General features: G+C 63.5%; 25 protein-coding genes. 9 read left to right on the top strand and 16 right to left on the bottom strand.

Annotation, left to right across the window (positions count from 1 at the left end; translation table 11 throughout):
• Positions 1-2: 2 nt before the first annotated feature.
• On the top strand, positions 3-647 hold the full coding sequence (gene pcp, locus DEHOM01_RS01340; RefSeq protein WP_061211147.1) for a pyroglutamyl-peptidase I: 645 nt from the start codon (positions 3-5) through the stop codon (positions 645-647).
• A 74-nt stretch (positions 648-721) separates the two neighbouring features.
• Here pcp and DEHOM01_RS01335 read toward each other — a convergent pair whose 3' ends face one another.
• A complete protein-coding gene (locus DEHOM01_RS01335; RefSeq protein WP_061211146.1) occupies positions 722-1,318 on the bottom strand; it encodes a hypothetical protein in 597 nt (198 codons plus the stop codon).
• 6 nt (positions 1,319-1,324) lie between these two features.
• Complete coding sequence (locus tag DEHOM01_RS01330) at positions 1,325-1,936, bottom strand: DUF4245 family protein (protein ID WP_061211145.1); 612 nt, start codon at positions 1,934-1,936, stop codon at positions 1,325-1,327.
• 84 nt (positions 1,937-2,020) lie between these two features.
• Here DEHOM01_RS01330 and DEHOM01_RS01325 point away from each other — a divergent pair, with 84 nt between their 5' ends.
• A complete protein-coding gene (locus tag DEHOM01_RS01325) occupies positions 2,021-2,962 on the top strand; it encodes a carbohydrate kinase family protein (protein ID WP_061211144.1) in 942 nt (313 codons plus the stop codon).
• Position 2,963: 1 nt separating this feature from the next.
• Positions 2,964-4,373 carry a class II fumarate hydratase gene (locus DEHOM01_RS01320; protein WP_061211143.1) on the top strand — a complete coding sequence of 470 codons (1,410 nt, stop codon included), beginning with the start codon at positions 2,964-2,966 and terminating at the stop codon, positions 4,371-4,373.
• Between the two features lie 9 nt (positions 4,374-4,382).
• Here the strand turns inward: DEHOM01_RS01320 and phoH2 are convergent, their stop codons facing one another.
• Positions 4,383-5,696: an RNA 5'-3' helicase PhoH2 gene (gene phoH2, locus DEHOM01_RS01315; RefSeq protein ID WP_061211142.1), complete on the bottom strand. Its 1,314-nt coding sequence runs from the start codon at positions 5,694-5,696 to the stop codon at positions 4,383-4,385.
• 169 nt (positions 5,697-5,865) lie between these two features.
• Positions 5,866-6,633, bottom strand: a complete 768-nt coding sequence (gene uppS / locus DEHOM01_RS01310; RefSeq protein ID WP_061211373.1) for a polyprenyl diphosphate synthase — start codon at positions 6,631-6,633, stop codon at positions 5,866-5,868.
• 131 nt (positions 6,634-6,764) lie between these two features.
• On the opposite strand from uppS, the gene trhA reads away from it, so the two are divergent.
• On the top strand, positions 6,765-7,535 hold the full coding sequence (gene trhA, locus DEHOM01_RS01305; RefSeq protein WP_236621880.1) for a PAQR family membrane homeostasis protein TrhA: 771 nt from the start codon (positions 6,765-6,767) through the stop codon (positions 7,533-7,535).
• Positions 7,536-7,539: 4 nt separating this feature from the next.
• Here the strand turns inward: trhA and DEHOM01_RS01300 are convergent, their stop codons facing one another.
• Both DEHOM01_RS01300 and mca read right to left on the bottom strand, forming a co-directional pair.
• Positions 7,540-7,809, bottom strand: a complete 270-nt coding sequence (locus DEHOM01_RS01300; protein WP_061211141.1) for a hypothetical protein — start codon at positions 7,807-7,809, stop codon at positions 7,540-7,542.
• Positions 7,806-8,804: a mycothiol conjugate amidase Mca gene (mca, locus tag DEHOM01_RS01295; protein ID WP_082738627.1), complete on the bottom strand. Its 999-nt coding sequence runs from the start codon at positions 8,802-8,804 to the stop codon at positions 7,806-7,808. The genes DEHOM01_RS01300 and mca overlap by 4 nt, the downstream gene beginning before the upstream one ends.
• 34 nt (positions 8,805-8,838) lie before the next feature.
• Here mca and DEHOM01_RS01290 point away from each other — a divergent pair, with 34 nt between their 5' ends.
• Positions 8,839-9,243, top strand: coding sequence for a DUF4307 domain-containing protein (locus DEHOM01_RS01290; RefSeq protein ID WP_061211140.1), 405 nt, complete (start codon positions 8,839-8,841; stop codon positions 9,241-9,243).
• Positions 9,244-9,382: 139 nt separating this feature from the next.
• Positions 9,383-9,871, top strand: coding sequence for a transcription elongation factor GreA (gene greA / locus DEHOM01_RS01285; RefSeq protein WP_061211139.1), 489 nt, complete (start codon positions 9,383-9,385; stop codon positions 9,869-9,871).
• Between the two features lie 116 nt (positions 9,872-9,987).
• Here the strand turns inward: greA and DEHOM01_RS01280 are convergent, their stop codons facing one another.
• Positions 9,988-11,256: an AI-2E family transporter gene (locus tag DEHOM01_RS01280; protein ID WP_245630630.1), complete on the bottom strand. Its 1,269-nt coding sequence runs from the start codon at positions 11,254-11,256 to the stop codon at positions 9,988-9,990.
• 256 nt (positions 11,257-11,512) lie between these two features.
• Between DEHOM01_RS01280 and DEHOM01_RS01275 the strand changes: the two genes are divergently transcribed.
• A complete protein-coding gene (locus tag DEHOM01_RS01275; protein WP_061211137.1) occupies positions 11,513-12,301 on the top strand; it encodes an ABC transporter ATP-binding protein in 789 nt (262 codons plus the stop codon).
• Positions 12,286-14,064, top strand: coding sequence for a hypothetical protein (locus DEHOM01_RS01270; protein ID WP_061211136.1), 1,779 nt, complete (start codon positions 12,286-12,288; stop codon positions 14,062-14,064). Before DEHOM01_RS01275 ends, DEHOM01_RS01270 begins: the two co-directional genes overlap by 16 nt.
• 376 nt (positions 14,065-14,440) lie before the next feature.
• On the opposite strand, the gene rimI is transcribed toward DEHOM01_RS01270, so the two are convergent.
• From rimI to glmS, 5 genes are read right to left on the bottom strand one after another with little or no spacing between them, the layout of a single operon-like run.
• The gene (rimI, locus tag DEHOM01_RS01265; protein WP_061211135.1) at positions 14,441-14,923 is read right to left on the bottom strand and encodes a ribosomal protein S18-alanine N-acetyltransferase; all 483 of its coding nucleotides are present in this window, start codon (positions 14,921-14,923) and stop codon (positions 14,441-14,443) included.
• 23 nt (positions 14,924-14,946) lie between these two features.
• Positions 14,947-15,663, bottom strand: coding sequence for a tRNA (adenosine(37)-N6)-threonylcarbamoyltransferase complex dimerization subunit type 1 TsaB (gene tsaB / locus DEHOM01_RS01260; protein WP_245630629.1), 717 nt, complete (start codon positions 15,661-15,663; stop codon positions 14,947-14,949).
• A 1-nt stretch (position 15,664) separates the two neighbouring features.
• Positions 15,665-17,428, bottom strand: a complete 1,764-nt coding sequence (gene alr / locus DEHOM01_RS01255; RefSeq protein ID WP_217997989.1) for an alanine racemase — start codon at positions 17,426-17,428, stop codon at positions 15,665-15,667.
• Positions 17,425-17,874, bottom strand: a complete 450-nt coding sequence (locus DEHOM01_RS01250) for a holo-ACP synthase (protein ID WP_369405709.1) — start codon at positions 17,872-17,874, stop codon at positions 17,425-17,427. The genes alr and DEHOM01_RS01250 overlap by 4 nt, the downstream gene beginning before the upstream one ends.
• Before the next feature lie 43 nt (positions 17,875-17,917).
• A complete protein-coding gene (gene glmS / locus DEHOM01_RS01245; RefSeq protein WP_061211133.1) occupies positions 17,918-19,786 on the bottom strand; it encodes a glutamine--fructose-6-phosphate transaminase (isomerizing) in 1,869 nt (622 codons plus the stop codon).
• Between the two features lie 71 nt (positions 19,787-19,857).
• Here glmS and coaA point away from each other — a divergent pair, with 71 nt between their 5' ends.
• The gene (gene coaA, locus DEHOM01_RS01240; RefSeq protein ID WP_016664075.1) at positions 19,858-20,865 is read left to right on the top strand and encodes a type I pantothenate kinase; all 1,008 of its coding nucleotides are present in this window, start codon (positions 19,858-19,860) and stop codon (positions 20,863-20,865) included.
• 328 nt (positions 20,866-21,193) lie between these two features.
• Here coaA and glmM read toward each other — a convergent pair whose 3' ends face one another.
• The 4 genes from glmM to rplM all read right to left on the bottom strand — a co-directional run bounded on the left by glmM (position 21,194) and on the right by rplM (position 25,294).
• On the bottom strand, positions 21,194-22,567 hold the full coding sequence (glmM, locus tag DEHOM01_RS01235; RefSeq protein ID WP_061211132.1) for a phosphoglucosamine mutase: 1,374 nt from the start codon (positions 22,565-22,567) through the stop codon (positions 21,194-21,196).
• Positions 22,568-22,634: 67 nt separating this feature from the next.
• Complete coding sequence (locus DEHOM01_RS01230; RefSeq protein WP_061211131.1) at positions 22,635-24,227, bottom strand: aspartate:alanine exchanger family transporter; 1,593 nt, start codon at positions 24,225-24,227, stop codon at positions 22,635-22,637.
• 87 nt (positions 24,228-24,314) lie between these two features.
• Entirely contained in the window at positions 24,315-24,806 is a 492-nt protein-coding gene (rpsI, locus tag DEHOM01_RS01225) for a 30S ribosomal protein S9 (protein ID WP_016664072.1), read from the bottom strand.
• A gap of 44 nt (positions 24,807-24,850) precedes the next feature.
• Positions 24,851-25,294 (bottom strand): 50S ribosomal protein L13, encoded by a 444-nt coding sequence (gene rplM, locus DEHOM01_RS01220; protein ID WP_016664071.1) that lies wholly within the window; start codon positions 25,292-25,294, stop codon positions 24,851-24,853.
• Between the last annotated feature and the right edge of the window lie 59 nt (positions 25,295-25,353).

The following is a 25,353-nucleotide window of genomic DNA, read 5'->3' as shown; positions in this document are numbered from 1 at the left end:
CCATGTCAATCCTTGTGACCGCATTTGACCCGTTTGGCGGGGAGAAGATCAACCCCGCGCTCGAAGCCGTGAAGGCACTCCCCGCCGAAATCGCGGGAGAAGAGGTCATCACGGTCGAAGTGCCCACAGTGTTCGGCAAAGCCATCGAGACGGCGACGGCAGCGATCGAGAAGCACCAGCCGAGCGCCGTGCTCTGTGTCGGCCAGGCTGGCGGGCGCTTCGACATCACCCCAGAGCGCGTCGCGATCAACATCGACGATGCGCGCATCCCCGATAACGACGGCAATCAGCCCATTGATGAGCCCGTGGTTGACGGGGCACCGTCGGCGTACTTCGCGACTCTGCCGATCAAGGCGATGGCCGCGGCGATTCGCGACGCAGGCGTTCCCGCCTCGGTCTCGAACTCGGCGGGGACCTTCGTGTGCAACCACATCATGTACGGCGTTCTGCACCACCTCGCAACCGAGGGCCCGAAGGGCACCCGCGGTGGCTTTGTGCACGTGCCGTTCATCCCCGAGCAGACCGTGGGCAAGCCTGGTCAGCCCTCGCTTTCCACGGAGACGATCACGAAGGGGCTCACCGCAGCGATCCGCGCGATCGCTGAGAATGCGAGCGATGTGGCCACGGTTGAGGGCACGACGCACTGAGCCCCACGCACACACCGCACTCGGGGCGCTATGGCGCCACGGATAGGAGTGCGTATCGCGGCAGCGCGGATCTCTTACCGCGCTGCCGCGCGTGCGTGAAGGTACGTGCCGAGAACGGCCACCACGAGAGCGACGACGGCAACGCCTGAAACCCACATGCCGATCGCCCCGAAGATGAGCGTGCTCGTGACGGCCGCTCCCCCCTGCACAACGATCCACACGAGAAGCGGGGCGAACAGGAGAACAAAGGCGAGGATCCACGCAGCGACGAGGGCGCCCGTTGTTGTGCACGTGCGCACCGCGACGATGCCCGTGAGCGCAAACAGCGCTGCACCTGCGATCACGCACGCGAGCTGGGCGGTCGAGAAAATGCCTCCCCAGGCAAAAATTGCGAGGAGCGCGGAGGCGACGAGGCCAAGCACGATGACGACGGGGGCGGTTGCTGAGCGCGGGCGTTGCCGGCTCTGCCTCTCCGGGGCCACTACCGGCGTCGAGGCGGCGGCAGGCCCGGGCGCAGACGTGCGCGCGGGCCTCGCGGTGGGCGTTGACGCAGTTGGGTCGGGACTCGCGACAGGCGCGAGGACCTCGGTGGGGTCTGCACCAAGCGGCGCATCGAGCTTTTCGGTGGCGTCGGCACTACCGCGCGGCGGACGGTGGGAGTTGGTGTTCATGGTTCCTCACTTGTTGACACGGTCGAGGGCTGCTCGCATGAGCGTTGTGTGCTCGGCACCGTCACCGGCCCCGTAGACAATAAGCGTTGTGTCCTGGGCTGAGCAGACGAGACCCGATACGGCCTCACCTTCCTTGCCCTTCGGTTTGGTCGATTGAACCTCAATGTCGAGTTTCGCACACTCGGTGCCGCCGAATTCTAGGTAGTCCGCCTGCCTTGCGGTACCGCGCACTCGCGACGCAAGAGAGGAGAAGTCGGCACGGGATTGCAGAAGTGTCGCAAGCTCACTGGAGGGCGAGGTGTAGCGCACCTCCCAGTAGGCCGGCTCGGCCGTCGACATTTTCGCCTCACGCACCGTAAACCCTTCCGGCTCGACGTCGGCCGCGCGAAAGCCGAGTGACTCACTCGCACGCGCCGCGCTTTCGCCCACATTGACATGTGAACGCGCGGAGGCGGCCGTATCACGATCGTTCCGTCCGAGCCCGACGATGACAACCGCGGCAATAGCCACCACAATGAGGTTCAGCCCGATCGCCCACACAAGGTTCCGTACCGAGGTGTTTTTCTTCGTGGGCAGCTCGCGCTTTTTCCGCTGCGGTCTCTCGTGAGATTCGGCCATACCGCCATTGTTCCAAATTCCGAAGCGTCGCGCGCCGTGACTGAGGACCATGCAGCCCCCGCTGTGATCTGAAACAATACTGGCGTGAGTACCTATCTAACGATCGGCGAAGCGCTGACAGACATCGTAATCCGCACCGACGCTCCTAGGGCCGAGCTCCCGGGTGGGTCCCCCATGAACGTGGCCGTCGCCCTCGGCCGACTCGGCCACACCTCGCACCTGCTCACCCACATTGGCGATGACGAGCGCGGGCGCGCCATTGTGCAGCATGTTGAATCCTCGAACGTCTCGCTCACCCCCGGTTCGGTAAGGCCTGGGGCTCACACCTCGACTGCGGCCGCGACGATCGGCGAAGGTGGCGCGGCTTCATACGACTTCGACATCACGTGGGACCCCGATCCACGAGGACTGCCCGCAAAGGTCGATGCGGTGCACACCAGCTCGATCGCCGCGACACTCGAGCCAGGCGCCGATACCCTCCGCACGGTCGTGGCTTCGCTTCGCGAGAGCGCCCTCATCTCCTACGATCCGAACGCGCGCCCCACCCTCATGGGAGATCCCTCGATCGCGCGCGAACCGATCGAGGAGAACATCGCGCTCGCCGACATCGTGAAGGCCTCAGACGAAGACCTCGAGTGGCTGTATGAAACGACCGAGATCGACCAGGCTGCGCAATCATGGCTTCGCAGAGGCGTGAAGCTCGCGGTGATTACGCGAGGCGAGAAGGGCGCGACGGCGTTCACGGCGCAGGGGCGATTCGACATTCCGGGCGTCCGCGTCGACGTCACCGACACGGTTGGAGCGGGAGACACATTCTCGGCCGGCCTCCTCGATGCACTCTCGCGCAAGGGGCTCCTCGGAGCTTCAGGCCGCGAGAAGATCAGCGCGCTCGAGGGTACGGCCATCAAGGATATCCTCGCGCACGCCGCGCTCCTCGCATCCGTGACAGTGTCCCGCGCGGGCGCGAATCCGCCGTGGACGCGCGAGATCGCTGATCGCTGCACGCTTACATCCACGGAGGACTGACATGACTGGCACCGAAGATTTCCGCATCGAACACGACACCATGGGTGAGGTGCGAGTTCCCGTTTCGGCGCTCTACGGTGCGCAAACCCAGCGCGCAGTGGAAAACTTCCCCATCTCCCATCGCCCTCTCGCCCCGTCGAACATTCACGCGCTCGCGGAGGTCAAGCGCGCCGCTGCCCTTGCGAACGCCGAACTCGGCGTTCTCGACGAGGAGCGCGCCGGAGCCATCGCCCGGGCCGCCGAGCGCGTCAGCGAAGGCGAGTTCGATGCACAGTTCCCGATCGACGTGTACCAAACGGGTTCCGGCACGAGCTCGAACATGAACATGAACGAGGTGCTCGCGCATCTCGCGAGCACGGACGAACGTCCGGTGCACCCGAACGACCACGTCAATGCTTCGCAATCGAGCAACGACACCTTCCCCACAGCCGTGCATCTCGCCGTGACACGCGATGTCACGACTCTCCTCATACCGGCCCTCGAGTCGCTCGCGAGCGCGCTCGAGCGCAAAGAACGCGAATTTGCGGGGGTCGTCAAGAGCGGCCGCACGCACCTGATGGACGCTACCCCCGTCACCCTCGGCCAGGAATTCGGTGGTTTTGCCGCGCAGGTACGCTACGGGATTGAACGCGTCGAGGCCGCAATCGGCCGCACCGCCGAGCTGCCCCTCGGCGGGACTGCCGTGGGAACCGGCATTAATACCCCCGCGGGTTTCGCCTCGCGAGTCATTGAGCTCCTCCGCGAGCGCACTGGCCTCCCGCTCGCGGAGGCGCGCAATCACTTCGAAGCGCAGTCGGCGCGCGACTCCCTCGTCGAAATGAGCGGGGCGATGCGCACACTCGCGGTCTCTCTCACGAAGATCTGCAATGACCTTCGATGGATGGGATCGGGCCCCAACACGGGACTTGGCGAAATCGCGCTGCCCGATCTCCAGCCGGGCAGTTCGATCATGCCCGGGAAGGTCAATCCGGTTATTCCCGAGGCGGTGCTCATGGTGTGTGCACGCGTTGTCGGCAATGATGCGGCGATCGCGTGGGGCGGAGCGCAGGGTGCGTTCGAACTGAACGTTCAGATCCCGCTGATGGGAACGGCGCTTCTCGAGTCGATCTCTCTCCTATCGAACTCCGTGCGCGTCCTCGCGACGAAGACGATCGAAGGAATCCGTGCGAATGAGGAGCGAGCACGGTTCTTTGCGGAGGCCTCTCCCTCGGTCGTGACGCCTCTCAATAGGCTGATCGGCTACGAGAATGCGGCCGCGATCGCGAAGTATTCGGTTGCGAACCGCGTTTCAGTCCGCGAAGCGGCTATCGCACTCGGTTACGTCGAGCGCGGTGAGCTCACCAAGGAGCAGCTCGATTCCGCGCTCGACGTGTTAACGATGACCGCTCCCCCTGCCCCTCGGGGCGAGTAGGGGCGCCGTTTACGCGATTGGCGCGTCGAGGACTCGCGTGACGAGTTCGGCGACCTTGGAGCGTTCGGAGCGTTGGAGCGTCACGTGCGCGAAGAGCTCGTTGCCTTTGAGGGCTTCGATCACGGAGGCGACTCCGTCGTACCGCCCGACGCGCAGGTTGTCACGCTGCGCAACGTCGTGCGTGAGCACGACCCGGGAGTTCTGGCCGATGCGCGAGAGCATCGTGAGCAGGACGTTGCGCTCGAGCGACTGCGCTTCATCAACGATGACGAAGGCATCGTGGAGGGAGCGGCCGCGGATGTGGGTAAGCGGCAGCACTTCGAGCAGTCCACGGCCGAGGACTTCGTCGACCACGGCGTTGGAGACCATCGACCCGAGCGTGTCGAACACCGCTTGCGCCCAGGGCCCCATCTTGTCGTCGTGATCCCCGGGAAGGTAGCCGAGTTCCTGACCGCCTACCGCGTACAGGGGCCTGAACACCATGATCTTGCGCTGGTGGCGTTTTTCGAGAACCGCTTCGAGGCCCGCGCATAGCGCGAGAGCGGACTTGCCTGTGCCGGCGCGGCCACCGAGGCTCACGATGGACAGTTCGTCGTCGAGTAGCAGGTCGATGGCGATGCGCTGCTCTGCGCTTCTGCCAGTCACACCGAAAACGTTTCCGTCTCCCGGAACGAGACGCACGTTGCCGTTTGGCAGGACGCGCCCGAGGGCCGAGCCGCGCGGGGACGTGAGCTTGAGACCCGTGTGGACGCCGAGATCGGCGAGCTGGGGGATCTCGATACCCGTATGGCGGGCACCGCCCTCATCACTCCACAGCGCCGCCATCTGCTCCTCGGTGATGTCGGCGGAGGTGATGCCCGTGTAAGCGCGGTCGCGTGCGAGTTCTGCACGGTACTCCTCAGCCTTGAGCCCCGATGCACTCGCCTTGATCCGCATGGGAAGGTCTTTCGAGACGAGAATGACCTCGGCACCCTCCACCTGCAGGTTTTTCGCGACGGAGAGGATCCTCGTGTCGTTATCGCCGAGGCGGAAGCCGTCGGGCAGGTTTTCGGGGCTTTGGTGGTTGAGTTCGACGCGTACCGTGCCGCCCTGGTCCCCGATCGGCAACGGTTCGGCGAGCGTGCCGTGCTTTTCGCGCAGGTCGTCGAGGATGCGCAGAGATTGGCGGGCGAAATAGCCGAGTTCGGAGTGGTGCCGCTTCCCTTCGAGTTCGGTGATCACGACGATAGGGAGCACAACGTGGTGCTCCGCGAATCGAAAGATCGAGTGTGGGTCCGCCAGCACAACGGACGTATCGAGAACATAGGTAAGCGGCGCATTCATGGTCTCTCGCTTTCGAAGTCCTTCCGGTCGTCCACGACCGGCTACCGCTTCGATCCTTGCACCGTTTTCGGCTTCTTCGATCGGCTGACGCGCCGCTCATCCACGACGGTCACTTAGCCTTCACCCAAGCGTTACCCGAGAAACTCTTTGTTGGGAGACGCCGCGACGATCAAGCCCCGAAACGCCGCTCGCGGCGAGCGAACTCCGCAAGTGCCGCATCAAAGTCGGCACGAGTGAAATCGGGCCACAGCGCCTCACAGAACACGAGTTCTGAGTGCACGGACTGCCACAGCAGGAAGCCTGAAAGGCGTTGTTCTCCGGAGGTGCGAATGAGCAGGTCGGGGGCGCTTTGCCCAGCCGTATACAGGTGGTTTCCGACGGCAGCTTCACTCACGGCGTCGCGCAGGCTCGCGAGGTCTCCCCCGCGGGCAATTTCCTCGTCGATGAGGGAGTGAACCGCATCGACTATCTCGCGCCTGCCGCCGTAGCCGATCGCGAGATTCACCTCGAACGTCGTGGAGGAAGCCTCAGCAGGTTTCTGCGGCGCATCAAGTGCGGCGAGTCGCGCGGCGAGAGAGTCCGGGAGCACGTTTTCGGCTCCGAGGATGCGAAGCGGAAACCCCATGTGTGCCACCGCGCGCGCGAGGTCGACGATGATGTCAAAAAGCTGCGCGAGTTCAGTGTCGGGCCTACGGAAGTTATCGGTCGACAGGAGCCACAGCGTCAGCGTTTCGATTCCACTTTCGCGCGCCCACTCGATCGCTTCGAGAATAATCGCTGCCCCGGCGCGATGACCTTCGTAAGTCTCGAGCCCTCTCATTTTCGCCCAGCGACGATTGCCATCGAGGATGATACCGACATGGCGCGGCACGGACCCCGCGGGAAGTGCGGAGTGCGGCGTGGCGTCGGCAGGTCTCGAGGAATTCACGCCTTCCATTGTGGCAGGAGCGCCCCAGCCGACGCGCGCATGCCCGACATTTCCCACGACTCCTTCACAAAAGATTCGTGGAAGAGTCAAAAAAGTGGACGTCCCGTGACACCTACGCCACCGTAAGTTACGCTACCGTTATGAGCACCGATCAGCGAAACACGCAGCAGAGCGTAGCGAGCGTCGGAACCTCTCCCACCAATGGCGAAGCGGTGCCCACCGCCGCCAACGGGGCGAGCGTTCCTGAGCTCCTTGGCGCGTACGGAATTCACCTGCCCACGCTCCCTAAAAAGCCGAAGCTGCGCGGAATTATCCACCTCGTGGCTTTCCCCTCCGCACTGATCGCGGGCATGCTACTGATCGCGACCGGCTCGTCGCTCGCGGTGCGTCTCGCAACCGTCGTCTTCATCGTCACCGCGGGGATGCTCTTTGGCGTCTCAGCGACCTACCACCGCGGAACCTGGTCGGTACAGGGGACTCTCGCGCTGAGACGTTTCGACCACGCGAACATCTTCCTCATCATCGCTGGCACATACACGCCTCTCGCAGTCGCGCTGCTCAACCCCCACGACGCGACCGTGCTACTCACGGTCTGCTGGATCGGCGCGCTCATCGGCGTAGCATTCAGGCTCCTGTGGACGAACGCGCCGCGATGGCTCTACGTACCCGCCTACGTCGCCCTCGGCTGGGTTGCCATCTTCTACATGCCTCAGCTTTACGCAGGTGGCGGCGCGGCCGTCATCGCCCTCATCATCGCGGGCGGTATTGCCTACACACTCGGTGCCATCGTCTACGGCACTAAGAAACCAAATCCCTCACCGGCGTGGTTCGGCTTCCACGAAATCTTCCATTCCTTCACCGTCGTGGGTTTCGTGTGCCACCTGATCGCGGTGTGGCTCGCCGTCGTTTAAAGCGCTACGCCTCTTCGTGAGGCTCCGCGGCCTCGCGTTCCGCACGCTCAGCCTCCTCCATGCGAATACGCACGTTTTCGCGGGCGCTCGAGCGCCGCACGCGCCTCGACAAATCGAGCGCAAGAAGCACAAGCGCAATCGCCATCACGAAAAACACGACAAAGCCCGGCAGACCCGGCGTCACCGTCGCCGTCGTCATGTCTCCCGAGCCAGGAGGCGTCGTCGGAGCACCATCAGCGAGAATAGCCACGGCTGAAAGATTCGCGAGAGTCATTGTCGGATCCCTTCGAACAGGTCGGATTCCGGAAGCGTCACGCCGATACGCGAATGACGCAACTGAAAATCCTCGGTGGGCCACGCCTCGCGCTTAATTTCGTTGGAGACAGCGAAGAAGAAACCGTCCGGATCGACCTGAGTCGCATGCGCGAGAAGCGCGGCATCACGCACGTCAAGATACCTCGAAACATTCACTCGCGTCGTGATCGGTCGCTGGTCGAGGCCCTCGAAATACTCCATTTGCGCCTCGAACGGGTTGTCGAGCCCATGCTCACGCATGTAGCGCGCGTACGCGATCATCTGGGCCGGCGGGAACAGAAGCTGGTAGTAAATCTTTGCGACCGCCCACGGCTCACCGAGCTCAGGCATGTAGTTCGGATCAGCTGCAAGTTCATAGGCGAGCATGCTGATCCTGTGCGAGTGAATGTGGTCGGGGTGGGGGTAGCCACCGTTTTCGTCGTATGTGAGCATGACGTGTGGTCGCAGCTCACGAACGAGCTTCACGAGGGGGCGCGCCGCCTCTTCGGGATCGATGAGGGCGAAGCAGCCGTCGGGAAGTGCGGGCAGCGGATCCCCTTCGGGGAGCCCCGAGTCGACGTAGCCAAGCCACACCTGGTTGATGCCGAGAATCTCGCGTGCGCGATCCATTTCACGATGACGCACCGCGCTCAGATCCGCATTTGCCTCGGGATCGTCCTTCAGCCGCGGGTTAAGGATGTCTCCGCGCTCTCCACCCGTGCAGGTCACGACGGTCACCTCGGCACCCTCGTCGACATAGCGGGCCATCGTCCCAGCCCCCTTCGACGACTCGTCGTCCGGGTGGGCGTGAACAGCCATGAGCCGCAAGCGGCAGGGATTCTTCTCGACTTCCGCTTCGGGGTGTCCACCGTGATTCAGGAGCGCCTTGAAGGTCTCATCGCTCGGTGCAAGCGCCGCCTTTGGCACCCCCGTATCCTCGGGCGCCACGCCTGCGCGGTAGCGCCCCGTCGTCATTACGCAAAGTTCACACACGTGAAACAATGTAGGCATGAGTACCCGCGAGCGCACACTTCAAGAACGCTACGGCGTGAGAAATTCCCCTCAGAAACACCGTTTTGCGCTTGTGGGCACGATCGTAATCGCCGTCGGATTCATCGCAACGGTCATTTGGGTCGCCTTCGCATTCATCTCTTCACAGCCGATCAAGGCCAATACGCTTTCCTACACCCACATCGACGACTCACGAATTTCTGTGAGCTTCTCGGTCAACGCCTCTCCCGGCACCGCGCTCGACTGCTCGCTCGAGGCCCTCAACTCCGTCCGTGCACAGGTGGGCTATACGGTCGTCCATATTCCTGCTCAAGCGGAAAGGCTCACGACCCATCGGGCCGAAATCACGACGCAAGGGAAGGCTGTGAGCGCGATCGTAAGGAGGTGCGAGGCCGCGCAGTAGGCGGGGATACCGTCGACTTGTGGCGCGTGCCTCACCCCTTTTTACTCGCGCTCGCGTTATACTCTTATGACCACTCAGACGTGGATTCGGAGCCCATGGAGCCATGGGGTCCGCATTTTTTTTGATTCCAAGGAGAACCATGAGCGAACCCAACCAGGGCACCTGGCTCACTCAAGACGCCTACGACCGCCTCGTCAAGGAACTCGAGCACCTCGAGGGCCCCGGGCGCAGCGAGGTCGTTGAGCGCATCGCGGCCGCCCGCGACGAGGGCGACCTCAAAGAGAACGGCGGCTATCACGCCGCACGCGAAGAGCAGGGCAAACTCGAAGCTCGCATTACCGAGCTCAAGGCCCTTCTCAAGACCGCCGTTGTAGGCGAGACCCCGGCAGACGACGGCATCGTCGAGCCAGGCATGCTCGTCACCATCACCATGGCCGGCAAGGAACGCACGTTCGTGCTCGGCAACCGTGAAATCGCCGAAGGCAAGGACATCGAGGTGTACTCGCCCGAGTCCCCGCTCGGCGCCGCCATCGTGAACGCGAAGGCCGGCGACACGGTCGATTACACCGCCCCTAACGGGAAGGCAATCCCGATCGTGATCAAGGCTGCAAAGCCGTACACGGTGTGAGCCTCAAGCTCGATAAGCAAGAAAAGGGCGTGGAGCCTCCCTCTCGGGAGCGCACTCCACGCCCTTTCTCTATACCCCAGTTTGCGCGGCAGCTGTCCTGGCCGCGGGGCAACTAGCTACTTTTTCGACAAAAGGCGCTCGCGCTGGGCGAAGGTCTTCTTCTGCTCGCGTTCGCGTGCCTCGAAGTACGCCATTGTCTTGGTGTCTACGCCAAGCGAGGGATCGGGATCGCGCCCATCGAGGTAGCAGTACAGGGCGTTGAGGAAGGCCAGGAGCGGAATCGAGAAAAGCGCACCCGGGATCCCCGCAACGACTGCGCCCGCAGAGACACCGAGGAAAATCGCGAGCGGGTGAAGCTCCACCGCCTTCCCCATGAGGATCGGCTGCAGGATGTTCGATTCAAGCTGCTGCACGAGGATCACGATGCCGAGCATGATGAGCGCGGGGATCCACCCCTGGAGCACGAAGACAAGAAGCATCGCGATCGCACCCGACACGATCGCGCCCACAAGCGGAATGAAGCTAAAGAGGAACACGATAAGCCAGATCGGGACTGAGTAGGGGGAAAGTGCAATCGCGCTGCGCCCCATCATGCCGCTCACGACATCGATACCAACCATGCCGAGCGCAATGCCCGTCGCGTCAACGGCCGCGACGAGGATCTGCGTGCGGCAGTACGACGACAGTGCCTTCCAGCCGCGGCGGAATGCCTCGTGCGTCACGGGGCGGGAGTGTGCCGGAACAAAGCCGAGGAACCAACGCCAAATATTCCCGCCATCGGCAAGGAAGAAGAACAGGGCAAAGAGGCACACGAGCAAGCCCGTGCCGAGGTCGCCGACGGTGCTCGCAGCACTCGAGGCCCCCGAGATAATGCTCGAGGAGTTCTTTTGAAGCTGCTCGATGGCTTCTTTCTGGATCTGCCCCAGATTTCCGAGGCTGCCGACGTCAATCTTGAAGTAGGCCGTGATGTCGTTCCACAGCTGCGTGAAACCCGAAACGGCAGCTTTCGAAATCGCGTCCCACGAGTCCACGAGTTGCCTCCCCGCCAGCACAAACATGCCGACGACAACCACGATGAGCCCCACGAGTGCAATCGCCGCCGAGGCCATGCGCGGAAGGAACGTATGCTTCGTGAGCAGTTTGACGAACGGCTGCAGCATCGAGGCGAGAAGGATTGCCACAAGCACGCTGATAAACAGGGTTGACACCGTCCCGAGGCCCTTGAAGATGAGCCAAAGCGCCCCGATCACGACCATGAAGCGCCAGCTCCACGACGCTGCCCGGCGAAGGCCCATGGGCAGCTCTTCGACTTCACGAGGGAGCGTGAGGCTCTGCCCCTTTCGTCCGGTGGGCTTGTCGAGGGGAAGATTTACGCGCCTAGGCATTTGCATATGCACTCCAAGAGGTGGGGTCCGGCGCTCACGGCAGCCGAGACGGAAGGTCCACAGCGTATCGTACCGAACGGCCCACCCGGTTCCCTCGCAAAAGTGAGGTGCCGAACGTGACGGTTGAAGACGCTTCCCGCCTCTTCACCGCACATTGCTCGCACGGTCGTGGGCGCCGGGAACCCTGGCACGGTCGCCCGCAATCTCTACGCCGATACTGAAAATACTCTGCGAAGACACCTGTTAGGTTTGAGTCATGACTGTGATTGACCCATCGGTCGATAACTCGGCCGTAACATCAGCATTGTCCATGCGTGGCCTGCGCAAATCCTTCGACGGCACCGAGGTCCTCCACGGCGTCTCACTCGAAGTTCCGCGCGGTTCATTCTACGCAATCGTCGGCCCCAACGGCGCGGGCAAAACAACGGCCCTGTCGATCGCGACAGGCTTGCTCCGCCCCGACGACGGCAGCGCCGAGGTGCTCGGGACCGACGTCTGGACACACCCCAACGAAGCCAAAGCCCACATGGGCGTTCTCGCCGACGGCCTTCCGACGTTTGACCGCCTCACGGGACGCGAACTCCTGACGTACGTCGGCCTCATCCGGGGCATGGATATCGACACAGTGAACACTCGCGCGCAGTCACTCCTCGATGCGCTCGGTCTCGCCGATAGCGAAGGCAAACTCGTCACCGACTACTCAGCCGGCATGACGAAGAAGATCCTGCTCGCGTGCGCACTCATTCACGCGCCGCGACTGCTCGTGCTCGACGAGCCACTCGAAGCCGTCGACCCGGTCTCAGCCCACGGCATCCGCACCTTCCTGACCTCGTACGTTGAAGGCGGCGGCACCGTCGTGATCTCGAGCCACGTTATGGAGCTCGTCGAGGGCCTGTGCACGCACGTTGCGATCATCGCCGATGGCGAAGTGCGCGCCGAGGGCACGATCGACGAAGTTCGCCGCGGCGGCAGCCTCACGGATCGCTTCATTGAAATCGCCGGTGTCGACGAAGCACAGGGGGATCTTTCGTGGTTGAACCAGTAGACGATCAGGCCCCGGCAACCGTCGGAACCAAAGAGTTTTTCGAAAACCTCGACCGAGAAAGTTCGAGGGCCGCCGACAATGGACCGACGGCAGCGCCTAAGACGACCCCGAGCCTCATGCGATTGCTCCCACGGCTTCAATGGACACTGCTCAAGCGCAGCTTCCACAAGAACTGGCCTAAGATCATCGGACTCGGATTTGCGCTTTTGTACGGCGTCGGCGCACTCGTGCTCTTTTCGACCGTCATGTCGGGCATGTTGTTTGTTCCCGCCGACTCGGGCCTTTTTGCCCTCGTGATTCGCGCGGTGGGCCTCGGCGCCGTGGTTGTGTGGACCCTCCAGTCACTCTTCCTGTTCGGCGTGGACGACACGCTTTCCCCCGCTCGCTTCGCGCAGTTTGGGCGAGGACCGAAGGATCTCTTGAAGCCGATTCTCGTGGGCTCGTTCATTTCGGTCGGTTTTCTTTTCACGTCGCTCGCGGCGCTCGTGGCGGTCGTGTTCGAGGCGATTTGGCTCATTGGTGCACTGGTCTCGAACAACGGCGCCGCAATCTCGACGCCGGGGGCCATCGTTGCCCTTGTCTCGCTTGTTCCCATGACCTCGCTCGGGCTTCTCCTTTGCGTGCTCATTCCTCGCGCGATTTTCGCGTGGACCTCGACGATCCGCATCGCGAAGCGTAAGAAGGAACGACTTCAGGCATTCCTGCTCATCGCCGTCCTCGTCATCGCCTACGGCGCAAACCTCCTTCTCAACTCGGGCGGTAGGATCATGGACGGTCTTGCTCGCCTCGCAGGGCCCGTGTACGAATTCCTCCTATGGACGCCTTTCGGCGCGCCCTTCGCAGTACCCATGGACCTCGCCGAAGGACTGTGGCTCGCCGCGCTCATCCGTTTTGTTCTCACAATCGCCACCATTTGGCTGTTGTGGCAGTGGTGGGGCCTGAGCTTTGCCGAAGGCCAGCTCCAGGCGCTCAAGGGCGCAAGCCAGGAGCAAGATGCCAAGATCAAACCTCTCGTACCGAGGTTCCTCAAGCCGGGCCCGCTCGGAGCTTCGGCGGGGCGTTCGCTCAAGTATTGGCGCCGCGATACTCGTTATTCGACGGCGCTCATCATCGCGCCGATCCTCGCGATTTTCATGCTCGCAATGAGCGTCATTGGGGACGGTAACGCTTTCATGGCGTATTTCGCTGTGGCACTCGTAGCGTGGCTAGCCGGCATCACGATCAGCAACGAGATCGGCTTCGACGGCCCCTCCTCGTGGGTCAACATCGTCGCGGGGATGGATAACCGCGCCAATTTGCTCGGCAGGTATGTCGCTCTTGGCATTCTCATGCTTCCGCTCGTGGTGATCGTCGCGATCGCGGCCCCACTCCTCCAGTCTCAGCCTCAGTTCATCGCGCTCACGATTCCGGCCTCGCTCGGGTTCGTGGCAAGTTCGTGGGGTGTTTCACTTCTCACGACGGCGTTCCTTCCTTCTCCCGCACCAAAGCCGGGGACGATGAAGAATTCCAGTAGCGGTGGCGGCAACGGCAACATGTGGATGACTTTCCTCGCGACGTTTTTTGGCACGTGGCTCCCCCTCGCTCCGAGCAGCATCCTCATGGTCGTGGGTCTCAAGCTGATCCCGGGGCTTGAGTACGCGGGAGCTGCGCTTGCGCTCGTCATCGGCGTTGTCACGCTTTATCTCGGCCAAAAGTTCGCGGTGAAGCACCTCGACGCTCACTACGCGGATGAGTTCCAGAAGATCAGGCGTTTCACCAACTAGCCCCTACCTGGATTGCATAGGGTTTGTGGGGGTTTAGTACCTGGAATTGGCGCACCTTCTCCCTTGCCCTGGCACAGTGCAGCGTCACGTCCCCTCGTGCGATTGGGTAAACGGGTTGGCTGGGGTGCGGTGGCGGGTCAAGCTTCCGTTTGGGAAGCGGAGAAGGATTCCGACGCTTACTCGCCTCACATTGCGGCCACGTGGCGCATCGAGAACGGTCGACAGCACGGTCGATTAGAGCTTGATCGATCAGGGCACGGTCTATTGCGACACGGAAAATCAGGCGTTTCCCCCCCCACAACCCCTATGCAATCCGGGGAGGGGCGAGGAAAGGACGAGCGGGTACGGCTTCAAACCCCCACAACCCCTATGGAATTCAGGTGGGGAGGGGCTTGTGCATGACGAAAGCGTCGACCGGCCCCGCGGGCGTTCGGTAATACCCACGTCGCACGCCAATCTCGGCAAAACCCGCGCGCTCGTAGAGCTCACGCGCGCGAGTGTTGTCGCGCCGCACCTCAAGAAACAGACTCTCCGCGCCCTCCTCGCGCGCGCGCTCCTCGCACCACGCGAGCAAGGCGCGACCGATTCCCACGCCTTCGCGCACGGTGCCGATCGTCTGCACATCAGCGGCCTCGCCACCAACGAAAATCCCCGCATAACCGAGTACGCCACCGTGCTCGTCCACAGCCGCGACATAGGCGCGACTGGGGTGCGTGATCTCCTCGAGGACCATTTCGAGGCTCCACGCCTCATCGGGAAAGAGCTCTCGCTCGAGACGTGCGAGCGCGGGCGCATCCCCGCGCGTGACGGGACGAAGACTCCAGGGTCCCGAACCGGGCCGCGCGCGCGAAGGCTCCAAAGGCCTACCGATCGCGGGCACGGCTAGAGCGGGCGATCGCCAAGGCCGAGCGCTGACTTACGGCGCTTCGGCTTTGCCGCATCAGCCTCGCGCAAATAGAGAGGCTCGGTCGACGTGAGATCCTCCCCCCGGGCTTCGGCGCTGAGTGCCGCGCGAATCAAGAAGCCCGCATCCGCGTGACGTACCTCGCCCGTCGGCGGCAGAATCTCCGGATACAGATGCGCACCGCTTCCCACGAGCACATCGGCAGCGGTCAAACTCGACGCGACATCTGCCGGCGCCGCAACACCCGGTTCAAACGTGCGCACAATGCGGCGCGAGGAGGCGTCGGAACCGTCACCGCTCACCTCATACAGCGCCCAGTACACCTCGCGGCGACGCGCATCGAGCGCGACCGCAATCGTTTTTGCCTCCGGGCATCCCTCCGCCGCCTCGAGTGCGATCGCATCGAGGCTCGGTACGCCAATCAGTCGCGCCCCGAGGACCGTCGCGATAGAACGAGCCGTCACGAGCCCCACGCGAAGGCCCGTGAACGGACCGGGGCCACGCCCGCCAACAACGCACGTGAGATCGGACCGCGAGGCGCCCGCCTCAGAAAGGGCCGCATCGATCATCTCGAGAAGCACCTCATCGTGGTGGCGCGCGCGCTCATCCATGCGGCGCGACAGAATGCGGCAACCGTCGGAAATCGCCACACTCACCGCACCAGACGTGTCAATCCCCAACGTCAGCTCTGCCATGTCACTCACCGCCCTGCTCCGGGTTAAACCCTGCCTCGCGCAGATCAATACCGATGCGCACGAGCTCCTCGCGCGTGTATCGCTCACCTACGAACGTCACGGTGAGGCTGCGCTCCTCATCGGTGTCGTCCGGGTCATCAAGCGGGCCACTCTGGAGGCTCTCCGCGCGGCGAAGCTCCACAATCGCATACGAGCTCGCGAGATGCTCAACGCGATCGCGGCCCCACTCCACGAGGGTGATCGACGTGTCGAGATCCGAATCCAGGTCGAGATCCTCGATGTCCCAATCCTCGTCGAGTCGATAGGCATCGACGTGCACGAGATTGGGGCCCTCGGCGTTCGCGGGATGCACGCGCGCGATGACGAAAGTCGGCGATGCCACGTTGCCGCGAACATCGAGCTCCCGCGCAAACCCCTGCGTGAATGTTGTCTTCCCAGCGCCGAGCGGGCCATCAAGCACGAACAGGTCGCCTGCCTTCGCATGATGCGCAATGGCGCGAGCGGCCCTTCGCGTGTCCTCCGCCCCCGACGTGCGCACCGTAAAGGTGCGCGGCGCTGGCCGCTCCCCCTCAACGCTCCACGTGCGTTCGGTTGGGTCCGACGCCAGCGGGAGCACGATGCGCGGAACGCGCGAGGACACCGACGTCAGAATCTCGTACGAGATCGTTCCGGCCTCTCGCGCGAGATCCTGCGCGGTCCACACGCCCGGGTATCGCTGCGGATCGCCGAAAATCACGACGCGGTCGCCGGGCTTCGCATCACTGTCGGGGCCGAGGTCCAGCACGATCTGGTCCATCGAAATTGTGCCCACCTGCGGGACAAGCCTCGATGCAGAGGTCGTCTGCACAAGTACCTGGAGCCGATTCGTCAGCCGACGATCGAGACCATCCGCATAACCGATCGGCACGAGCGCGAGAGTCGTCGAGCGCTCGGTGACAAACCGCGCGCCGTAGCCCACAGCTTGCCCCGCCTCGACGCTTTTAACGAGCGAGATGCGGGAGGTCAGTGACATCGCTGGGCGAAGGTCCAGATCGGTCTCGACCGGCGAGTAGCCGTACAGCGTAATGCCCGGGCGCACCATGTCGTAGCGGAACTCCTCCCCCGCGAGCGCCCCCGCGCTCGCCGACAAATGCCGAAGCGGAATGGGACCCGCGGAAGCCTCGAGCCGCTCACACATTGCCTCAAACCGCTCAGCCTGCTCTCGCACGCTCGCATCACCCGGGACATCCGCATTGAACAGATGACTCATGGCGCCTGCGAGCGACACGTGCGGGCTTTCGAGGATCGCCGCTCCGATCTTCTCAACCTCGCTTGCAAAAGCACCTTCGCGACCCATTCCGGTCTCGAGGGCGACGTGCACACGCACGCGCCGCTCAATGGAGCGCGCGGCCTCGATCACGGCCTCGAGCTGCGCGAGCGAGCTCACGGCGAGGTCAACGCCCGCACCGATCGCGTGGGGAAGCATGTTCTTCGCGGACACCGGCTCGTGAAGCCACGCGAGAATCGGCACGTCGAGATCGGCATGCGCAAGGTCAAGAGCGGTCACGGGGTGGGCGACACCGAGCCACGTTGCACCGCCAGCGATCGCCGCGCGGGCCGCATCCACCATGCCATGCCCGTAGCCGTCGGCCTTTACCACCGCCATGAGAGCGATGTAGTCCGGGATTGCCGCACGAAGCTGCGCGGTGTTGTGGGCGATTGCCTTGAGCGAAACCTCAGCGCGGTTCGGGCTCATGAGCGGATCGATTTCGGGTGTCAGGTTCATGCTTGGGGCTCCTCATCCCCGCGCGCCCGACCTCGCAAGTCACCGGCCTCCAGGACGACCATGGCGGTCGCAAGGTTGCCATCGTGCGAGAGCGACAGGTGCGCAAAACGTAAGGACTGCGCACTCGCGGTCGCAAGCGCAGCACCGCGCAGCACGAGGTAGGGGCGTCCATGCTCGGTGCGGCGCACGATCACGTCGTGCCACGAAAGGTCGCCCGGATTCCCGAGCGCCTTGCCGAGCGCTTCCTTCGCGGCCACACGAGCAGCGAGAGAGGCAAGGCTCAACTCGCGCTCCTCGGGGGCAAAAAGCCGTTCACGAAGGCGCGGAGACCGCTCGAGGCGATCCCCTAGGCGCTCGATATCAACGATGTCTACTCCGATACCCGCGAATGCTTCATTGCCGAAAGGCAGGAAGCTTCGCTCACACGCACTCGGAGAGTTCGACATGACTTCCATTGTAGGTCGGGGCGTGAAGCCCCGCCCGGGCCCGTTACTCGACCGTGACGGACTTCGCGAGGTTTCGGGGCTGATCGACGTCGAGCCCCTTGGCTGTCGCGAGTTCGCACGCGAAAATCTGCAGCGGGATGATCGTGAGCAGCGGCGCAAACAGGGTGCGCGTTTCGGGGTATCGGATCACGACGTCGGCGTACGGCTCAACATCGGTATCGCCCTCTTCTGCGATCACGAGCGTGAAGGCGCCGCGAGCGCGTACCTCCTGAATATTCGAGACGACCTTCGCGTGCAGGGAGTCGCGCCCGCGGGGGCTCGGCACGACGATAAACACCGGCTGGCCCTCTTCGACGAGTGCGATAGGCCCGTGCTTGAGCTCGCCCGCGGCGAATCCCTCCGCGTGAATATAGGCGATTTCCTTGAGTTTAAGGGCGCCTTCGAGCGCGGTTGGGAAGCCCACGTGACGGCCGAGGAACAGCACGCTCGTCGCGTCCACCATGTCGCGCGCGAGCTTCTCGACCTGGCCGGAGCGATCGAGCACCTCTTGGATTTTGCCGGGGATTTCCTCGAGATCGCGCATGATCGCCTCGATCTCGTCCCCGTAGAGGTTGCCGCGCACCTGGGCGAGGAACAGCCCGAGGAGGTAGCACGCCGCGATCTGCCCGAGGTATGCCTTGGTCGAGGCAACCGCGATTTCAGGACCAACGTGAAGGTAAATGGCGGCGTCGGATTCGCGCGGGATGGTGGCGCCTCGCGTGTTACAGATCGCGACAACCTTCGCGCCCTGTTCTTTCGCGTAACGAACCGCCATGAGGGTGTCCATTGTCTCGCCCGATTGCGAGATGGCAACCACGAGCGTGCGCTCGTGGACGATCGGATCGCGGTAGCGGAACTCATGGGCGAGTTCGACCTCGACGGGGATTCGACACCAGTGCTCGATGGCGTATTTGACGACCTCACCGGCGTTGGCGGCGGTTCCACACGCGACCACGATGATCTTGTCTATCGAGCGCAGGTGCGAGGGATCGATGCGCATTTCGTCGAGAACGATCTCGTTATTGTCGAGACGCCCGAGGAGGGTGTCGGCGATAGCCTTCGCCTGCTCGTGGATCTCCTTCGCCATGAAGGAGGGATACCCGGATTTCTGAGCGGAAGCCGCGTCCCACTCAATCGTGTACTGCTTCGGCTCGGGGACGGGGGTGCCGTCGAACTCGATCACATCGACGCGTTCGGCACTCACGGTGACGATCTGGTCTTGGCCGATCTCGACAGCGCGCTTCGTGTGGTCGACGAACGCGGCGACATCGGAGCCGAGGAAGTTCTCCCCCTCGCCGAGGCCGACAACGAGCGGGCTGTTACGGCGAGCCGCGACGATCACGTCCGGATTGTCTTCGTGGATCGCGAGCAGCGTAAAGGCCCCTTCGAGGTGCGCGACGCACGCACGCATGGCCTCCGTAAGGCTCTCGGCGGTCTCACATTCGCGCGCGAGGAGGTGGGCGACGACCTCCGAGTCGGTGTCCGAGAGGAACTCGTAGCCGTCGTCGGCAAGCTCCTTTTTGAGGGCGGCGAAGTTTTCGATGATGCCGTTGTGGACAAGCGCGACTTCGCCATTTTTACCACCGAGGTGGGGGTGGGCGTTCGTGTCGCTTGGACCGCCGTGAGTCGCCCAGCGGGTGTGCCCGATGGCCGCGCGCGCTTTCGAGGACTCGTGGCCCTCGAGCTTGTCGCGAAGGTTTTGAATTTTTCCGGACGCCTTGAAGAGCTCAATTTCTGTTTCGCCGCAGCGGGCGATCCCTGCCGAGTCATAGCCGCGGTATTCGAGGCGACTCAGCCCCCCAAGAACGACCTCACTCGGTCGCGATGACGTGCCCGCTCCGGCGGGCCCTACGTATCCTACGATTCCACACATGCAACAGAGAGTAATCCTCGCCGCATGAAAAAACGCTGCTTCACATGCGCGCGTCACCATAAACTTGAGGAATGCACGAGCATCAAGACCTCTCCGTTCCCTTCGAGCGCGACCCGCACCGAGGTCGCACACCGATTGATGACTCGCATCTCACGCCGTTCACGGAGATCAGCCGAGCGGACTGGGCCCGCCTAAGCGACCAAACCCCTCTGCCCATGACTCCCGAGGAAGTCACGGAGATTCGAGGCCAGGGCGACCCCCTCGATTACGCCGAGGTCAACGACATTTACCGCCCCATTTCGAGGCTCCTGAACCTCCAGGTCATGACCGCCCAGCACCTGCGCAATCTCCGCCAGAGCTTCCTCCAAGAGCACTTCCGCCGCACGCCCTTCGTGATCGGCGTTGCGGGGTCAGTCGCGGTTGGTAAGTCCACAACCGCGCGCCTTTTGCGCCTGCTGACTGCCCGTTGGCCCGAAACTCCCCGTGCTCAGCTCATCACGACCGATGGTTTTCTCTACCCGACCGCCGAGCTCAAGCGCCGCGGCATTCTCGAACGCAAGGGTTTCCCTGAAAGCTATGACCGCCGCGCCCTTTTGCGTTTCATCGCCGACGTCAAGAGCGGCAAGGATCGCGTCGAAGCGCCGGTGTACTCCCACATCTCTTACGACCGAGTTCCGGGCGAGCGCATCATCGTCGAGCGCCCCGACGTGCTGATCGTCGAAGGTCTCAATGTTCTCCAGCCGGCGCGCCCCCGTGCCGATGGCCGTCTCGGTGTCGCCGTCTCCGACTTCTTCGACTTCTCCATTTACGTCGATGCGAAAGAGGACGACATCCGCCGCTGGTACATCGACCGGTTCCTCACGCTGCGCCAAACGGCCTTCTCGAACCCGGAATCGTACTTCCGCAGCTACGCCGACCTGAGCGACAGCGAGGCAATCGAACGCGCAGGCCACGTGTGGGACACGATCAACGGACCGAACCTCAAAGAAAACGTACGGCCCACACGCGGTCGTGCTGATCTCATCCTCCGCAAGGGCTCGAATCATCAGATCCACTCGGTGCTGCTACGCCGCATCTAGCGCCCCGGCAACTGCCCCAGCTCACCCCTGGCAACTGCCCCCCGGCCGTCTCTCTCTATGAAAAAATCAGGGCCCGACGGCCTCCCAGCCACCGTCGGACCCCAAAATCTTCATAAAGTGAAGCGCTCTCAGCTGCAAACCCTCAGCCCTCGAGCGTTCACCCGCTACCCCGCGTCAGCTCGCCCCCGGTACTGCCACGGCCGCAGCCCCGGCCGCTGCCCCACGGCCGTCTCTCTCTATGAAAAAATCAGGGCCCGACGGCTCCCTAACCACCGTCGGACCCCAAATCTTCACAAACTGAAACGCTCTCAGCGAAGAATAAGGACCCTCAGCCCTCGAGCGCGAGGCGATCGCGCACGATACCCGCGAGCCGCTCGGCGATGCTGTGGGCTTGGTCGTCATCGGCCGCTTCGACCATGACGCGCACGACGGGCTCGGTGCCCGACGGGCGAAGAAGCACGCGGCCGGTATCACCGAGTTCGGCTTCGGCGTCCTCGACTGCCTTTGTCACGATTGCGTCGATCTGGGCGCGGTTCTTGTCGACGCCCTTGACGTTGATGAGGGCCTGCGGCATGCGGGTCATGACGCTCGCGAGCTCGCGGGCGCTCTTGCCGGTTTCCTTCATGCGCTGGAGAAGGTGGAGAGCCGTGAGTTCGCCGTCGCCCGTCGACGCGTGCTCGAGGAGGATGACGTGGCCGGACTGTTCGCCGCCGAGAGAGTAGCCGCCGAGAGTCATTTCCTCGAGGACGTAGCGGTCACCAACGGAGGTCTGCCCGAGCTGAATACCGTGCTCACGCATGGCGAGTTTGAGGCCGAGGTTGCTCATGACGGTCACGACGAGGGTGTCGTCGGCGAGCTTGCCTTTTTCCTTGAGGGCGAGGGCGAGGATCGCCATGATCTGATCGCCGTCGATGACGGCGCCGTCGGCATCGACCGCAAGGCAGCGATCGGCGTCGCCGTCGAAGGCGACGCCAATATCGGCGCCGTGCTCGACCACGGCGGCTTGCAGCTGCTCGAGATGGGTCGAGCCGCAGTCCTCGTTGATCTGGCGGCCGTCGGTTCGGTCGCCGAGCACGTGGATTCGTGCGCCTGCGCGCTCGAGGGCCTTGGGGCCGGTCTCGAAGGAGGCGCCGTTCGCGCAATCGACGACGACGCTCAGTCCGTCAAGGGAGGCGTCGAGGGTCGAGAGGAGGTGATCGACGTAGCTGTCGATCGCGTTGTCGTAGGGGGTGATCGAGCCGACCTCTGCGCCGAGCGGCCGCGACCACTCTTCGTGAAGGCGCGCTTCGATCGCATCCTCGACTTCGTCGGGAAGTTTCACTCCGCCGCGCGCGAAGAATTTGATGCCGTTATCGGGGTGCGGGTTGTGGCTCGCGGAGATCATGACGCCAAGATCGGCTTCGGACTCTTTCACGAGGTAGGCGAGGCCCGGGGTGGGCAGCACGCCTGCATCGAGCACGTCGACGCCAGCGGAAGCGAGGCCGGCGCAGATCGCCGCGGAGATGAAGTCGCCTGAGGGGCGCGGATCGTGGGCGACGATCGCGCGGGGCTTCGCCCGGCCCTCGCCGCTTTCACTCGGTTCGAATGCGCCGAACTGCCCGAGGACGTGGGCAGCTGCGACGGCAAGTTCCACCGCGAGCTCCGCGGTGATGTCTTTGTTCGCCACCCCGCGAACGCCGTCGGTTCCAAACAAACGTGCCATGTGGTGTCTTCCTTCATTAGGGTGCACGAGGCGTGCACGAAAACTCTTCGAGTGTAACGGGGGTGCTTTAGGTGACCATGAATTGCACGAGTAGGAGCTGCACCACGATGCCGAGCGCGTAGACCGCGGCGTAGCCGGAGGCGGTGCGTTCATCGTCGTGGCCGAGGTTGAGTGCGTGCTCGAGAACGACCGATTGACCGACGAAGGCCGCGACGGCACCTGCCGACCGCTCGAGGCTCACGCCGAGCAGCGCTCCCGCCACGGGAACGAGGGGAAGCATGAGCATGAGGGAGGCAGCCGCGACAAGAGCAACCTTGAGCCCGTCGAGGGTGAAGGCATTCTCCGCGAACGAGGGTCCAGAGATCACCCCCACCGCCGCAAGAAAGACCGATAGACCGAGTTGGCGAATGGTGAGATTCACGGGCCTTGGAAGGGTCCATAGGATGGGCCCCGTGTGCTCCCACCGGCCGAGGATGAGGCCAACGACGAGCGGTCCCGCTGCACTGCCGAGCGCGAACGACGCTCCCCCGCCGATGGGTATGCTGACGAGCCCGAGGAGCAGCCCGAAGGAGATCCCGAGGCCGAGCGCGAGAAAGTCCACGCTGTTGATGCGCTTTTCGCTGTCCCCGAGGTACTCGGTGATGCGAGCGATTTGTTCGCGGGGCGCAACGACCCGAACGCGGTCGCCGAGTTCGAGGCGGGTCCACGGCGACGCGACCATGTCTTCATCCCCACGACGCAGGCGTGTGACGATTGCGCCATAGCGCGAGGCGATTCGGGTTTCGCGAAGGAGTCGCCCTTCGAGTCTCGGGTTGGAGACGAGGATGCGACGGTAGTCCACGGCGCTGCGGTCATCGAGGAGCCGGTGTTCGGCACGCTCGCCGATGACCTCGAGTGCCTGATCGAGCGATTCTGGAAAGCCCACGAGCACGACCTCATCGCCTTCGTGCAATACGGTGTCGGTGCGCACGATCGTCATCATGCCGCGCCTGAGCAGGTACGACGCCGATACGGTCCCCTCGCGCACCCCTGGCACATCCATGAGGGCGATTGTCGAGGTCACGCGCACACTCATGTCACGGATCTGGGAGCCGCGGGGTCGGCCGGGATCCCTTCGAGACACGAACTTTGAGCGCACCCACGTACTCGACATCATGATCGACACGAGGATCATGGGAATGATGACGCCAAACGGGTATGCGATCGCGTAGCCCACGGCGGGGATCGTCGAGCCGCCGGTCGCCCTGCTCGCAGCTGCGAGGGCCGGAGTCGAGGTGAGCGTGCCCGTGAATGTGCCCGCGGTCAGTTCCTTCCCGAGCCCAGCGACGGAGCCGAGAATACTGACGCCCACGGCATAGATGGCGAAGAGTCCGACGGCAGCCAGCATGAGCCGGTACTGCTTTCGCATGTCGCGGAAGAAACCATTACCGGCACTGAGCCCGATCATGTAGACGAAGAGGGCAAGCCCGAACGTTTGATACACGCCAAAGTTTTCGCCAAGGCGCGGATCGAGCGCGCCGACGATGAGACCCACGAAGAGGGCACCCGCCGCACCAAACTGGACGGGGCCAAAGCGCATGCGACCGAGGAGCGTGCCGAGCGCCATCACGAGAAACAGCGCTAGCAGTGGCTGCTCGGTGAGAATATCGAGGACGACCACGTTTACAACCTTAGGCCTTCACACCGTTAACGACCGAAGGCGCCACCGGTGAGGTGACGCCTTCGATGCAGTGCAAAGTGCTGGCGATCAGCGCTTCGAGAACTGCGGAGCCTTACGGGCCTTCTTGAGGCCGGCCTTCTTACGCTCGATGACGCGGGCATCGCGCGTGAGGAAGCCCGCCTTCTTGAGCGCGGGGCGGTTCGCTTCGGTGTCGATCTCGTTGAGCGCACGCGACACGCCGAGGCGCAGCGCACCGGCCTGGCCCGAGGGGCCACCGCCGGAGATGCGGGCGATCACGTCGAAGCGGCCCTGGAGGTCGAGAAGCTTGAACGGATCGTTCACTTCCTGCTGGTGCACCTTGTTCGGGAAGTACTCCTCGAGGGTGCGGCCATTGACCTTCCACTCGCCGGTGCCGGGCACGAGGCGCACGCGGGCGACAGCCTGCTTGCGGCGGCCGGTGCCGTAGCCGGGAGCGGAGATCGACGAGCCCTTGCCGACGGGCGCGTCGTTCGTAGATTCGGTGGTGTAGTTCGAGGCGTCGCCTTCGAACTCCTCAACTTCGGGGGTGGTTTCTGCCACTTGATTTCCTCAGATCTCGTATAGGCGTAGCCGGGCGGGGCCCGTTACTGCGCCACCTGGTCGATGGTGAACGGGACCGGCTTCTGAGCCTGGTGCGGGTGCTCGGGACCCGCGTACACCTTGAGCTTCTTGAGCTGCTGGGTGGCAAGCTTGTTCTTCGGGAGCATGCCCTTGACAGCCTTCTCGATCGCGCGCTCGGGGTTCTTCTCGAGCAGCTCGGCGTACCGAGTCGCGCGCAGGCCGCCCGGGTAACCCGAGTGGCGGTATGCGAGCTTCTGCTCGAGCTTCTTGCCCGTGAGGGCAACCTTCTCAGCGTTGATGATGATGACGAAGTCGCCCGCATCCACGTGGGGTGCGAAGACCGGCTTGTGCTTGCCGCGCAGGAGCTGAGCGGCGTGGGAAGCGAGCCGGCCGAGGACGACATCAGTTGCGTCAATGACGTACCAGGAACGCTCGACGTCGTCGTGCTTCGGGGTGAACGTACGCACTCGTGCCTTCTTCTCTCGTTTAAGTGCCTCGCGACGCCCCTTGTGGGCGCGCAAGAACA

The sequence above is a fragment of the Dermabacter hominis NBRC 106157 genome, from assembly GCF_001570785.1.
GTDB lineage: Bacteria > Actinomycetota > Actinomycetes > Actinomycetales > Dermabacteraceae > Dermabacter > Dermabacter hominis.
Note: the sequence above shows the minus strand (reverse complement) of the source record. Positions and strands in the feature narration are given on the sequence as shown.